Annotated in this window: 11 protein-coding genes; 7 read left to right on the forward strand and 4 right to left on the reverse strand. The window is 59.9% G+C overall.

The genetic code is table 11. The features are described from left to right. Window positions 1-59: 59 nt before the first annotated feature. Window positions 60-983 (forward strand): LysR family transcriptional regulator, encoded by a 924-nt coding sequence (locus J2Y41_RS16330; RefSeq protein WP_309930004.1) that lies wholly within the window; start codon window positions 60-62, stop codon window positions 981-983. A 232-nt stretch (window positions 984-1,215) separates the two neighbouring features. On the opposite strand, the gene J2Y41_RS16335 is transcribed toward J2Y41_RS16330, so the two are convergent. From J2Y41_RS16335 to J2Y41_RS16350, 4 genes are all read right to left on the reverse strand, one after another. Then, window positions 1,216-2,703 (reverse strand): amino acid permease, encoded by a 1,488-nt coding sequence (locus J2Y41_RS16335; protein WP_309930006.1) that lies wholly within the window; start codon window positions 2,701-2,703, stop codon window positions 1,216-1,218. A gap of 89 nt (window positions 2,704-2,792) precedes the next feature. Beyond that, the gene (locus J2Y41_RS16340; RefSeq protein ID WP_309930008.1) at window positions 2,793-4,469 is read right to left on the reverse strand and encodes a thiamine pyrophosphate-binding protein; all 1,677 of its coding nucleotides are present in this window, start codon (window positions 4,467-4,469) and stop codon (window positions 2,793-2,795) included. Then, the gene (locus J2Y41_RS16345; protein ID WP_309930010.1) at window positions 4,466-5,257 is read right to left on the reverse strand and encodes a cyclase family protein; all 792 of its coding nucleotides are present in this window, start codon (window positions 5,255-5,257) and stop codon (window positions 4,466-4,468) included. Before J2Y41_RS16345 ends, J2Y41_RS16340 begins: the two co-directional genes overlap by 4 nt. A 92-nt stretch (window positions 5,258-5,349) precedes the next feature. Further along, window positions 5,350-6,486: an aminotransferase class V-fold PLP-dependent enzyme gene (locus J2Y41_RS16350; protein WP_309930012.1), complete on the reverse strand. Its 1,137-nt coding sequence runs from the start codon at window positions 6,484-6,486 to the stop codon at window positions 5,350-5,352. A gap of 282 nt (window positions 6,487-6,768) precedes the next feature. Between J2Y41_RS16350 and J2Y41_RS16355 the strand changes: the two genes are divergently transcribed. From J2Y41_RS16355 to J2Y41_RS16380, 6 genes are all read left to right on the forward strand, one after another. Continuing rightward, window positions 6,769-7,320 carry a cupin domain-containing protein gene (locus J2Y41_RS16355; protein WP_309930014.1) on the forward strand — a complete coding sequence of 184 codons (552 nt, stop codon included), beginning with the start codon at window positions 6,769-6,771 and terminating at the stop codon, window positions 7,318-7,320. A 265-nt stretch (window positions 7,321-7,585) separates the two neighbouring features. After that, window positions 7,586-8,653 carry an extracellular solute-binding protein gene (locus tag J2Y41_RS16360; RefSeq protein WP_309930242.1) on the forward strand — a complete coding sequence of 356 codons (1,068 nt, stop codon included), beginning with the start codon at window positions 7,586-7,588 and terminating at the stop codon, window positions 8,651-8,653. A 3-nt stretch (window positions 8,654-8,656) separates the two neighbouring features. Further along, window positions 8,657-9,694, forward strand: a complete 1,038-nt coding sequence (locus J2Y41_RS16365) for an ABC transporter ATP-binding protein (RefSeq protein ID WP_309930016.1) — start codon at window positions 8,657-8,659, stop codon at window positions 9,692-9,694. Further along, entirely contained in the window at window positions 9,691-11,517 is a 1,827-nt protein-coding gene (locus J2Y41_RS16370) for an iron ABC transporter permease (RefSeq protein ID WP_309930019.1), read from the forward strand. Before J2Y41_RS16365 ends, J2Y41_RS16370 begins: the two co-directional genes overlap by 4 nt. 24 nt (window positions 11,518-11,541) lie before the next feature. Then, window positions 11,542-12,420, forward strand: coding sequence for a glycerophosphodiester phosphodiesterase family protein (locus J2Y41_RS16375; RefSeq protein WP_309930021.1), 879 nt, complete (start codon window positions 11,542-11,544; stop codon window positions 12,418-12,420). Beyond that, entirely contained in the window at window positions 12,417-13,490 is a 1,074-nt protein-coding gene (locus J2Y41_RS16380; protein WP_309930024.1) for a LacI family DNA-binding transcriptional regulator, read from the forward strand. The genes J2Y41_RS16375 and J2Y41_RS16380 overlap by 4 nt, the downstream gene beginning before the upstream one ends. Window positions 13,491-13,572 lie beyond the last annotated feature (82 nt).

Below are 13,572 nucleotides of genomic sequence, written 5' to 3' on the forward strand. Positions count from 1 at the left end.
GCCGGTAGCAGTCTATGCCACAAGAACTATGATGACTATCCAACATATAGCCTTGTCCTATGACCCTTACGCAGCTCCGGGCCTTCTTGGCCGCCGCAACACTTGGATCGTTTACTTCCGCGGCCTTCGAACTCGGCATCACACAACCAACCATTTCCGAACTTGTGCGCAAGCTCGAAGCCGAAAACGGCCTGCAGCTCTTCGTCCGTGGTGGTCGCCGCCTTGTCCTCACTTCAGCCGGGCATGAATTGCTTCCTTGGGCACGCCGGGCTGTGGAAGGCGCCGAAGGAGCCGAGCAGTCCCTAAGTGCGCTTCGCGGACTACGCGGCGGTGTGGCCTCGATGGGCGTGTTGCGCAATGCTTCGTACTACTTCCTTTCAGATCTGGCGGTCCGCTTCCATGCCGAGCGCCCCGGAGTTCGCACCCGACTCGTCGGCCAGAACTCGGTGGAAGTGGCCGACGCCGTGCGGTCCGGGGAGCTGGAAGCCGGCCTCGTGGTGCTTCCCGTCAGTGACGATGGCCTTAGCGTGAAACCCCTGCTGCGCGACGAGGTGTTGTGGGCGAGCTCCGATCCGGAGCGCGTACGCAAGCCCATGACGATGGAAGCGGTCATGAAAGCCCCATTGATTCTCTACGACGCCCACTATGGCTGGCAGGACCCGACAAGGCGTCAGTTGGCAGAACGCGCACAGCTGGCTGGAATCCGCCTGGAGCCCATGATCGAAGTCGAGAATGTGGAGTCCGCTCTGCGCCTGGTCGCGCGGGGCGTGGGCGACACCATCACGTCCCGGGCCGTCGCCGTAAGCGACATCTTCCCTGACGGTGTCCTCACTACGCCTTTCGCGGATCCCATCTATGACACCATTGCCGTCATCATTCGCCAAGGCGCGGCACTCTCACCTGCGACTTCCGAGCTAATGCGACTCGCTACCGAGATGGTGATGAAGTCAGCCGAGGAACAGAAGCGTAGGGACGAACTATGAGCATGACTCAACGTCAAGCTTCATTCCAAGTGGCATCCGCGCAGGCTCAGTGGGCTGTATGAAGTGCGGTGAGCCACCTGCATACCGGCCAACGACGCACTGGCTGGCTCCTGCGCCTACTGGGTTTGTGGCAGGATAACCCTGCCACAAACCGCGTGCCTCCTTACACAGGTAGCCAAATTGGCAATTCAAAACCAAGGGCGGTTAAGTCCTCCGGCGAAAGCCAAGGTGCTCAATCGGTAGCTGCTGTGGCCTGTTCAGGTGCATATTTTGGCTGGGCATGCTCGATTTCTTCCCTTAGGGGATCGTAGCGATGATTGCCGGCCGTTCGTTTGTCCACGAAGTAGTAAGCGATGAGCAGGGCCACGAAGAACGGAACACCCGCCACCCACGTCCAGGTGAGGCCTTCAATGAAGAGCGTGGAGACGAGCACCGCTACGAGGAAGAGCAATGCCAGGATGGTTGTCAGTGGAGCCCCCGCTAGACGTGCGGGTGACTGTGGAAGACCGTGCCGCGCCCTGACAAAACGGAACCGCATGTGGGTGATAAGAATAAGGATCCAAACAACCAGTGCGCCGAACACAGAGATGCCAAATAGTGCAAGGTACGCAGTGTCGGCGGCCACGACAGAAATAACTGCGGCAATGACAAGGCCGATGGAACTGAGGATCAGCGCCATGGCAGGAGCACCACGTTTGGTGAGCTTCCCGGCCCACGCCGGTGCGTACTTGTGTGCAGCCAGCGAGTGCATCATTCGCGTTGTGAGGTAGAGGTTGGCGTTGGCTGAAGACAACGCAGCCGTCAGTACCACGAAGTTCATGATGGTTGCGGCTGCAGGGATGTTGGCCGCAGAGAACACCATAACGAAGGGGCTCGCTGTAATATTGCCGCCTGCCTGGGCAGTCTGCGTCCAGGGCACCACCGTCAAGACGATGCTGATGGCCACGACATAGAACAGTGTCAGACGCAGAGCCATGGAGCGGGTCGCCCGAACGACGTCGCGGCCCGGATTCTCGGACTCAGCAGCAGTCACGGACACCACTTCGGTTCCGATGAAGCTGAAGATGACGAAAACCATCGCCAACAGCAGGCCCTGTATGCCGTTGGGCATGAAGCCCCCGTCGGATGTCAGTTTGCCCAATCCCAACGGTGCTTGGCCGGGGAGACCGAAGAAGAGAAGCGCCAGTCCTAAAAGGATGAAAGCAACAATCGCACTCACTTTAATCATGGCGAACCAGTACTCAATCTTGCCAAACAGATTTACTGCTGCGGCGTTGACGGCCAGGATCGCCACTGAGAAGACAACCGTTGAGAGCCAGAGTGGAATGTCGGGCCACCAGAAGCGGACAAATATTCCGGCAGCAATCACTTCGCCTCCGATGGCGATGCATTGGATGGCCCAATATGTCCACCGCACTACAAAGCCGGCCCAGCGGCCCACATAGGAGTGCGCCAACACGCCGAAGGCTCCCGCCGTAGGATGCACCACGACCATTTCTGCCAGCGCCCAGGCGATGATCAGAGCGACAAGTCCGCAGACGATGTAAGCAATGATCGTAGAAGGACCTGCCTGCGAGATGGCCAGGCTGGAGCCGAGGAACAACCCTGTTCCAATTGCACCGCCCAGCCCAATCATGCTGAGCTGTCGCCCGGTAAGGCGGCGCTGCAGGCCATGTGTATTGGCTTGCAACGGCGTACCGGCTGCGTTGTGTTCGTCCATGGAAATACTGCCTTGTCTGTAGGGAGGACTTGTTAATTCGGTGTATCAGCTTCTATTCGGTGTCTCAGCGCTGCTGGTTGCGCTTTGTACTAGTGGCCTTGGAAAGCCTCCGCCAGCCACCACGATCCGCCGTCTGAGGCGATCTTGGCGTCGATGACCAGTGGCTGGGTTTGGGTTCCGGCGCGGTACGAGTCCAGCCAAGGCTGCACGGCGGCGAGGTCGGCGACCGTCCGGACAGTCACGCCTTCAGCTCCGAACCCGCGGGCTATGGCGGCGATGTCAGTGTCCGGAAAGAGCACACTATCCAGCTCCGCCCCGGTGTGGTGCCCGGCAAAGTGGTGCACCTCTGCGCCGTAGGCGGCGTCGTTGTAGACGATGCAGACGAGCGGCAGTTTGAGGCGGACGGCTGTCTCAAGTTCGCTGATCCCCATGAGGAAGCCGCCGTCACCCGCGCCAAGGACCGGCAGCCTGTGCGGTTGGGCCAGCGCAGCGCCTATCGCCGTGTACAGGCCAAGACCGATGGCCTGGAATGCTTGCGTGAAGCAGAATCCGAACTCGTCGGGGACGGCAAGGTACTGGCTGGGGTAGCCCATGAAGTTGCCGGAATCGACGGCCACGATCCTCTCGGCCGGGAGCATCGAGTCGAGTTCGCGGGTGAGTACACGCGGATCGATGGCGGCCGCTGTGGACACGTCCTCTGTCTCAATGTCCCGCCACCGTGAGCCCTGCTTGATGGCCAGGGCGTTGGCCTCCGTGCGGTACTTCTCCGCCGGCTCTGACTGCAGCCTGCGCAGTGCTTCCAACGCATCAGCAGCAGTGAGCGCGGAGTCGCCGAGCACGCCGAGGTTGATGGGCCGGTTGGCACCCAGCGAAGCGTCCTCGACGTCGACCTGCACCACTTTCGTGCCGGGTGAAATCAGCCGCCCATGCCGCATGGTCCACATGTTCAGCGTGCAGCCCCAGCCCACGATCAGGTCTGCGCCGCTGATGAAGTCAGCCGTCAGCGGGGATGAGAAACCGCCCGAGATGCCGAGGTTGTGCGGGTCGCCGTTGAACAGCCCGCTCGCCACGGCTGAGGTCGCCACCAAAGCGCCCGCATGCCGTGCCAGGGCCAGAATCTCCTCACGGGCACCGCGTCCACCGCGTCCTGCCAAGAACACGGGCCGTTCCGCTGCGCCGATCAATGCCACGAGCTTCTCGACCGCGGGCGCGTCGGGGCGGATCTTTGTCGGTTGAGGCACGACGACGGCACCCACCTCGTCCGCAGCGGCGCCACTTTGGACGTCCAACGGCAAGCTGAGAACCACGGTGCGCCGTTCGTTGACGGCCGTCCGGAAAGCTCGCACGGTGTCCGCGATGGCTGTTGCGGGGGAGTGGATCCGGTCCGCCACGGCACCCACGCTGCGGGCCAGGGCGTCCTGGTCGATCTTGAAGTTCGACCTGGTTGCGGCGGCCTGGGTGTCGGCCGTCAACACGATCATCGGCGTCCGGCTTTTGGCTGCCTCGCCAATGCCCGTGATGGCGTTGCTCAGCCCGCAGCCCTGGTGCGTGGTCACCACTCCCACCTTGCTGGACATGCGTGAATAGGCGTCCGCCATGGTTGCCGCGCCGCCCTCGTGTCGTGCCGCTGTGTACGGGATGCCTTCGGCCATGAGCGTGTTGGTGACATCGAAATTGCCGCTGCCCACCACCCCAAAGACGTGCCCGACGCCGAGCTTCGCCAGCGTCCTGCCGACGAGCGTGGAAACCCTTATTTGCTCATTCATGCGTGGTCCACCTCCGCCTTTTCCACCAGCGCGTACACCCGACTTGGACTGCCCGTGCCGCCCACGATCGGCAACGGCGCCACAACGAGTGTCGCGCCGACAACCGGGAGGCGGTCAACATTCCGCAGCGACGTCACTCCGTACTTGTCCGCGCCCAACAGGAACGAGTGAACCGGAAACATCGGGTCCAGGGTGCCGGCCTGGCCAGCGTCGATGCCGACGGTTTCCACGCCGAAGCCGCTGATCGAGGTGTTCCCGGCAAGCCACTTGGCACCTGCTGCGGAGACACCGGGAGTGTGGGGACCGTCGTCGTCCGCGTTGACGAAAGCCGCGGCATCAGCGCCCCGGGCCGCCCATCCAGTCCGGAAGATCACCCAGCAGTTCTCCGGGAACGGACCATGCTCGTCCTGCCACTGCTCAAAGTGCTCGGGTTCCAACAGGAAATCCGGGTTGGCAGCGGCCTCTAAAGTCTTATCCATCACCGCAACCGGGCCCACCAAACGATGCGGCTCGATCTGGTCCACCGACTTGCCGTCCTTGCCCGTGATCCAGTGGACGGGAGCGTCCAGATGCGTACCGGCGTGTTCGCCCACCGTGACGTCGTTCCAGGCCCAGGCCGGTCCGGCGTCGTCGAAATTGCTGACCGGCGAAACCGACAAGCCTACGGTGTTCGCGAACGGCTGCGGCAGGTTCAAAATGGGGGTCGCGGAGCTCAGGGGAGTAGTGAGATCGATGATTTCCACCGAACCATTCGAGAGGGCTGCGGTGAGCCCGGCCAAAACAGCCATTGTTCTCCTAGTAGATTGTTCTGCCGTCGTGGTCGATTGATTACTCTTCACGCCAGCTTGCCGGCCAGCGGACATAGGCAAGCAAGCGGCAGCTACTTGCCGCGCCATTCGCTCAGTGCCTTCAATACCGCTATGACATCTTCCTCGACGTTGTAATAGTGGAAGGACATCCTTACGATCGAGCCACGGGGGCTGGCGATGACTCCACGCGTTTTCAGGAAGTCGCAAAGTTCTTGGGGATTGTCATCAACAAGAGCCACCTGTGGTCCACGTAGTGCTGGGTCAGCGGACGAATCGAGCACGGCGCCTGCAGCTGTCAACTCATCCTGCAACTGCTGGGTCAGACGTCCCACGTGCTGCTTCACGGCATGGGGATCAAGCTGCTGCAGCAGCCTCATGCCGGCAACCGCTCCATATGCGGAAGGTATGGCGGGAGTTCCGGACTCGAAGCGGCGGGCAGCTCTGGGAAAACCGAGAGCACGCGGGTTGAATTCGAATGGGTCCTTCCGTCCAAACCAGCCGGTAAGTTGGGGGTCGGAATCGTCATTGAGGCCGTCCCGAACATACAGGAACGCCACACCAGCAATTCCAAGCATGTACTTAAGCGTCCCGCTGACCAAGTAGTCACAGTCCATCTCGCGGACGTTGATCGGTTCCACGCCGGCGCCTTGGTAAGCGTCTACGAAAGTTCTTGCTCCGTGGCTCTTGGCGATAGCAATGACCTCCTTTATGGGAAGTCTTGAGCCGTTCCGGTATGTGATCAGCGGGATGGACACGAGTTTGGTACGTTCATCTATCGCGGCCGCATAGTCTTCGGCGTGTGCAACGCCGCCGCGGTCGGGCACATGCACGGTGCGTGCGCCGCGTGCCGCTTGTGCCAGCCACACATGTCCGACCGAGGGGAATTCCAAGTCTGTTGTCACAATGGCGTCGCGATCGCTGTAGGTCTGGGTCGAAGCCACTTGGTAGGCGCCCTCCGAGGCAGATGGGACGACAGCGATCTCCTCCGGGGAGGCTCCGATAAATTCGGCGAACATGGTTCGCGCCTGCTCTACCTTGTTCATCCAGGTGACCCATGGTGCCCCGTGTTCCATGATGCTGCTTTGGAATTCAAGGAGTTCACCTGACAGATCCCGGGACAGGGCGCCTTGGCTGCAGCTGGCCAGATGGACTGTGTTTGCCAGTCCGGGGAACTGGCTACGGAAGTCCTCAGGGGTAATAACTGACATGGTTGGTGTTTCCGATCCTCAATGAAAGTAGGGGAGAAATGACGACTACGGCCTGGGAGTGAGGGCCGTCCGGGGCACTGCGATAGTCCACCACCGGGATCAATCCTGGACAGCGACCTATGAGCGATGAACACGGGCTGTGTTGCCCCGGTCACATAATTACACTGTGCATGAAAAATATCAACCACACTTTAATTCTTGGATGGCCTCCACGGGCCGGGCTACTGCAGGAGCGTGGTTTTGGCGGCGAAGGTTGCGCAGGCGCACACTCGCCAGTGCCTGATGGATACTGTAGATATGTTGCCTTCCCGCATTCGTGAACTGCGCCGAGACCGCGGACTGACGCTTACCCAGGTTTCCGAGCGAAGCGGGCTGTCCGTTGCAATGCTCAGTCAAGTGGAGCGAGGGTTGACGGATCCAAGCCTCGAGTCGCTTCGTCGGCTCGCCGAGACGCTTGACGTGCCGTTGTTCGACCTCTTTCGTGCCGAGGAAGATGAGCAGGTTTCCGTCATAAGGCGAGATCAGCGTCGGCTGGTCTCTTCGCCGCACGGGCAGATTGTCTACTCGCAGGCTTCCCGCTCGGGAGGCAAACTCGAGGTACTGGAGGCCGTTCTGGAGCCCGGGGCTGTTTCCTCAAGCGAACCCAGGACTCATTCATCCGAGGAGTGCGTCCTCGTCCTGGAAGGCCAGCTTGTGGTTGAGGTCAACGGCGTGAGTCACGCCCTGGGTGCAGGCGACAGTTGCTACTTCAGCTCCACCCTCCCGCACAGGTTCGTGAATCCCTCCGAGATGCAGGCGCGAATCATTGTGTCTGTGACACCGCCCAGCAATTAAGTGACAAGTCGGGGCCCGCGGCATTGGGGCTGGCCCCGCCGCGAATTATGAACCAGCCAGGCAAGCAGTGCGATTCTCCACATGCCCTGAACGCGCTTTCAAATACTTCATTCCATGAAAGATTTGTGTCTCGTTAACCTGTTCTTATCTAGATTTTTGGCTATCTCGGTGAGCATGAAAGCGCGTTCATTTGAGTCTTTACACGGCTCATTGCTGGTGCCCCTGGCGCCGCTGACGCTCGCCCCCCCTTCTCACCCTTGGAGCCATAAATGAAGCGTCGTATTTTCCTGGTGGTGCTGTTCTCGCCGCCGGAGCTGTCCTTGCCACAGCATGCACACCGCCGAACCAAAACGCCACTGCGTCGACCAGCGAGTCACTCATCATCTACAGCAACTCTGTATCAGAGGGGCGCGGGGATTGGCTGAAGAAGGAAGGCGAGGCTGCCGGCTTCAAATTGGATTTCGTCGACCTCGGCGGCGGGGACGTGATGAACCGCCTCGTTGCGGAGAAAAACAATCCGGTCGCAGATGTCACGTTTGGTCTGAATAACGTCTACTTCGAGAAACTTAAGGCGCAGAACGTCCTCGAGCCCTATTCACCGGCATGGGGAGGGGAAGTCGACGCCTCCCTGGGGGACCGGACGGACAAGCAGTTCTGGCCGATTGTGCGTGAACCTATCATGCTCGTCTACAACAAGGCTGCTTATGCCACCCATGAAGCCGCACCGCAGGACTGGACTGACCTTTGGAGCAAGGACCAGTTCAAGGGCAAGTACGAGGTACCCACAGCCCTGGGCGGTGCCACCACCCAAATGGTGATCTCCGGCATCCTGTCCCGTTACGCCGATGCCAACGGCGAACTAGGAGTCAGTGCCGAGGGATGGGAACAGGTCAAGTCATACTTCGCCAACGGCAACCGTGCCGTCCAAGGAGAAGATCTATACTCCCGCATGAAAAAGTCCCAGGTGAACGCCGGCCAGATGTGGCTGGCAGGCAAGGCCAGCCGCGAAAAGCAGTACGGCATTTCAACTGAGGCGGTGAAGCCAAGCGTCGGCGTCCCCTTCGCGGTGCAGCAGGTCGCTCTGATCAAGGGAACCAAGAAGGCCGAAACCGCTAAAAAATTCATCGACTGGTTCGGTTCAGCCGAGATTCAGGCTAAGTGGTCAAAGCAGTTCTTTACCGCACCAGTAAATACCAAGGCAGCCGCAGCCGGTGATGCGCAGGCCATAGAGCAAACCGCTTCCTTCACAAAGCAGGACATCGACTGGACCTTGGTCGGCAAGAACATCGATAAGTGGGTCGAGAAAATCACCCTTGAGTACTTGAAGGGCTAGACGATGATCACGTTTGCGAACGTCGAAGTCCGCTTTGGTGACTTTATTGCCTTGCCCGACTACGAGCTCACCGTAGAGGAAGGCGAATTCTTCACCCTTCTGGGCCCCTCGGGATGTGGCAAGTCCACGGCCCTCCGATCCTTGGCCGGATTCATCCAGCCAAGCAGGGGAGACATCATCATCGGCGGCAAACGCGTTACGCACGTGCCCAGCCACCGCCGCGAAGTCGGGATGGTCTTCCAAAGCTACGCCCTGTTTCCCACCCTGTCTGTCTGGGAGAACATCGCTTTCGGACTTAAGGTCGCGAAGGTCAGCAAGGATGAAACCGATGACCGGGTCCGTGCCATCGCCCGCCAAGTAAACCTCAGCGACGAACAGCTGGCCAAGAGCGTCACGGATCTTTCCGGCGGCCAGCAGCAGCGGGTAGCGATTGCCCGAGCCCTCGTGCTCCGCCCGAAAATTCTGCTACTGGACGAACCCTTGTCCAACCTGGACGCCAAGCTCCGCCACCAACTCAGGGCCCAACTGAAGGAACTGCAACAGCAATTTGGAATCACCACCGTCTACGTCACTCACGACCAGGACGAAGCCCTGACCATGAGCGACCGCATCGCGGTGATGAATGACGGCCGAATCGAGCAGGTAGGAACACCCCAGGAAGTGTACACGCGGTCCGCGACCGAGTTCGTCTGCAACTTCGTGGGTGATGCCAACAAGCTTTCCCGGGCAACCGTAGACGTCCTGATGCGGGGCAGCGCGGCCCGCCTTGACCCTGACAAGCCGGCCTACGTACGGATCGAAAAAGTCCGCATCGAGGCCCCTGGCCCGGACTCCCGTTTAACAGCAGCAGCACCAACCCTGGCGGGCCGGGTCAGGTCTCGCCACTACCACGGCGTCTACAGCAGCTACCGGGTGGAAACCGAGACAGGGACTGTCCGTGGAATCCTGCAGGAGGACGGCAGAGGAGGGTTCCAACCCGGAGACCATGTCCGCCTTCTGCTGGATCCTGCCGATATCCTGCAGTACGAGGCCGCCTCGTGAGCGGCTCGCTGAAACAATTACTGCGGTCCCCACTGTTCCTTATCGTGGGGGCGGTTCTGCTCTGGTTCTCCATCACGTTCCTGATCTACCCCAACGTCAGGCTGCTGGGAACAGTCTTCATGCCAGAAGGGGAATTCACCTTTGACGCGATCCGCCGGCTAGTGTCCTCGCAACGCGCCATGGACGCTCTGCGGAACAGCTTCCTGCTTGCCGTGGTGCTGTCCATCACCGTCAACGCCGTAGGGATCTTCATTGTCCTGGCCACACGGTACTTCGACATCAAGGGCGCGCGGATACTGTGGCTGGGCTATGCCAGCACACTGATCTACGGCGGCATCGTCCTCGTCGCCGGCTATAAGTTCATCTATGGCGACAGCGGATTCATTACGCGGCTGCTGCTGAACGTCTTCCCGGACATGAATCCTGCCTGGTTCTCCGGGATGTTTGCCGTGGTGTTCGTCATGACATTCGCCTGCACCGGTAACCATCTTTTGTTCTTGGGCAACGCCTTGGACAATGTGGACTTCCAAACCATCGAAGCTGCCCGAATGATGGGAGCTTCAAATTGGAATGTACTGCGCAAAATTGTCCTGCCCACGCTCATGCCGACGGTGTACGCCATCACCATCCTGACTTTCCTCGGTGGACTAGGGGCGTTGGCAGCACCGCAGGTCCTCGGTGGCGAAGACTTCCAAACCGTCACGCCAATGATTCTGACATTCGCCAACGTACAGGCATCTCGTGACCTGGCAGCGACACTGGCCATCATCCTGGGCCTGTCCACCATTGCTCTGTTGGCCGTGATGAACCGTCTTGAGAAAGGCGGCACGTACTTCAGCATCTCCAAGGTCCCGGCCTCCATGCAGAAGCAAAAGATCGATAACCCGGTAGCGAATGTTGTGGTCCACACCGTGGCCTATGCTCTATTTGCCGTATACGCGCTTCCACCGGTTCTAATCGTCATCTTCTCTTTCACCGATGCCTCCTCAATCCAGAACGCCAGCCTGAACCCCGGCAGCTTCACCTTGGACAACTACCTGCGCGTGTTCACGGACTACGCGGCGTTGTGGCCGTTTCTGGTCAGCATTGGTTACAGCGCCGCCGCTGCGGTTGTTGTCGTCTTCGGGCTGGTGTTCGTTGCCCGCCTCGTGCAAAAGTTCCGGAACCCTGTCACGGCTGCCATCGAGTACGTCCTGCATATCCCGTGGATTTTGCCCTCCACCATGGTCGCCCTGGGGTTGATTGTCGCCTTCGATCATTCGGAGTGGCTCGTCGGGAACGCTGTGCTGACAGGGACTCTGGCGATCCTCGCCATCGCCTATGTGATCGGTAAAATTCCCTTCACATTGAGGATGCTCAAGGCAGCCTTCGCCGCGGTGCCGGACCAGCTGGAAGAAGCAGCGTCGATCCTGGGCGCAGGTTCGTTCACGACCTTCCGCCGGATCCTTTTACCAATCGTTGCACCGACAGCCGCCGCCATCGCCGCGCTGAACTTCAACAGCCTGCTCGATGACTACGACACGGCCGTCTTCCTGGCACACCCGCTGTATCAGCCACTGGGTATCGTCATCAAGAACGCCACCAGTGAAGACACATTGTCGGACACCACGGCCCTGACCTTCGTCTACACCGTCGTCCTCATGGTTATCACCGGCGTCAGCATGTGGCTCGTTTATGGAAGGGATGCAGGCAACCGCCGACACCGTAGCGGCCCTCCCCCTTCGCGGAGGCCATCACAGGCACCTGCACCGGCAGCCCAGGAAATCGCGCCGGAACCCCTCGAGTTGGCCACCAGCGGCACCATGAACACCCGGGAGAAATAGAACATGTTTGGACAGCCACGATTCATGGAACAGAATGCCCACCTCAACGCGGCATTCGCGAGATCCCGGCCAATAGTGGCCGTTCACCGCGGAACGGGCCTGGGCACGATCGCAGAAAACACGCAGCAGGCTGTGGCAGCTGCACTTCGCCAAGGCGCGGAAATGGTGGAAATCGACGTCATTGCATCAACCGACGGTGAGTTTTTCCTCTTCCACGACGGCTATGAAGCAATGCACTTCGGTATCCAAGAGAACATCCGCACGCTGGACGCCGCTTCGATCCGAGCTTTGGAATATCGTTGGTGCTCCACAGCATCAGACCGCCCATATAAAGTTGCCACGCTCGACGAGGTTTTACGACAAAACTCTCAGGCTCTGTTCAACATTGACCGCTCGTGGTGGTTTTGGGAAACACTTCTACCGTATCTGGACCGCTACGAAATCCGGGGCCGGGCCGTGTTGAAATCCCCCGTTGAGACGGAATGGCTGAAGTTGCTCGCAGAACACCCGTTCAAATACGCGTTTGCACCCATGGTCCGATCCCACGAGGACGTCCTCAACGTGCTGGAACACACCGATATCAACACAGTAGGGATGGAGCTACTCGCCGAGGACCCGGACCACGACTTCGCCTCGCCCGACTACGTTCAGTGGCTTCATTCCAAGGGGCTTTTCGCCATGGTAAATGCGATCAACCTCAACAACAGGGTCCCCCTGTTCTGCGGTTGGGACGACGAAGTATCCGTGCTCGGTGACCCATCCGCGGGATGGGGGCGGCTTATGGGGATTGGGGCCGACATCATCCAGACAGACTGGCCAGGCTTGTTGGTCCCGTACAGGGATGCTGTGTTGCAAGGGCACAGGCGCGGACAAACTGGACAGCAAGTAAAGTTGGGGCTGTGACTGGGCGAGGGCAGGCCAAGGGGCGCAGTGGAGGTTCACCGTTGGGCGTCCGCATGGATGACGTTGCCCAACTCGCCCAGGTTTCCAGGGCAACGGTATCCAGGGTTCTAATGGGGCACGTCACTGTATCCCCGAACACCCAGGAAAAGGTCCACAGGGCCCTGCGCGAACTGGGCTACGTTCCCAACATGATCGCCAGCGGGCTGGCAGCCCGCAGCAGCTCTGATCTGGTGGGGCTCCTACTCAGGGATCCCCGGAACCCGGCCTATGGTCTGCTCCATAGTGAAGTCCAGAACCAAGCAAGCCGTGCCGGCCTGCAGTTGATCACTGTTATTCCTTCGTCAAAACAGGGGGCTGAGGACGAACTGGCTGCGTTGCGGAGGCTCCTTGGGCTGCGTGTGGGGGGACTTATGGTTTCAACCGGCGTGGTCAAGGCCCATGATCTCGAGCCTTTCCTCGATTCAGTGCCTGTGGTGTCTGTCGGACGGATGGAGGATCATCCAGGGATTTACGGTGTCTCCTACGATGAGGACACCAACGCCGCCATCTTGGCCGACCGGGTGGCCTCCGAAGGCCACCGCTCAGTTGCCGTAATCGTTCCCTCTTTCGCCATCTCCACTGCCGAAAACCGGCGAGGCCTTGCCATGGCAGCACATCTTCGCGGACGGGGTGTTTCGGTCTACCAGATTGACACGGCCATTTTCGGCTCCGTTGTCGATGGATGCAAGGACATTGTCCGGCTCGCACTTGAAGGACGGGTCACGGCTGCAATGTTCCCTTCAGATATCCGGGCGATCTCCTTTCTGCCCCTCGCACAAGAGGAAGGCCTGAGAATTCCTGAAGATCTATCCATCACCGGTTGCGACGGCGTTCTCCCCGGTTCAGATCAGATCGGTATTGCAACCGTGAAAATTCCGGTACATGAAGTAGCGGCCCGGGGAACAGCAGTAATGGCTGAACTGCTTAGGAACCCCGGCACGGCGACCATTAAACATGAACGCTTTGCCGGAGTGTTCGTTCCCGGAAGAAGCCTGGGACCGCCACGCGCAAACACACTAGGCATGACTTAACCTGTGGGGTGTGCCAGATCCCGCTTGAGCAGGACCTGGCACACCTTGGGGAGCATCCATGTGGGTCGTGGCCCCTCGTGAT

Source organism: Arthrobacter sp. 1088 (assembly GCF_031455315.1).
In the GTDB taxonomy this organism is placed as follows: Bacteria; Actinomycetota; Actinomycetes; order Actinomycetales; family Micrococcaceae; genus Arthrobacter.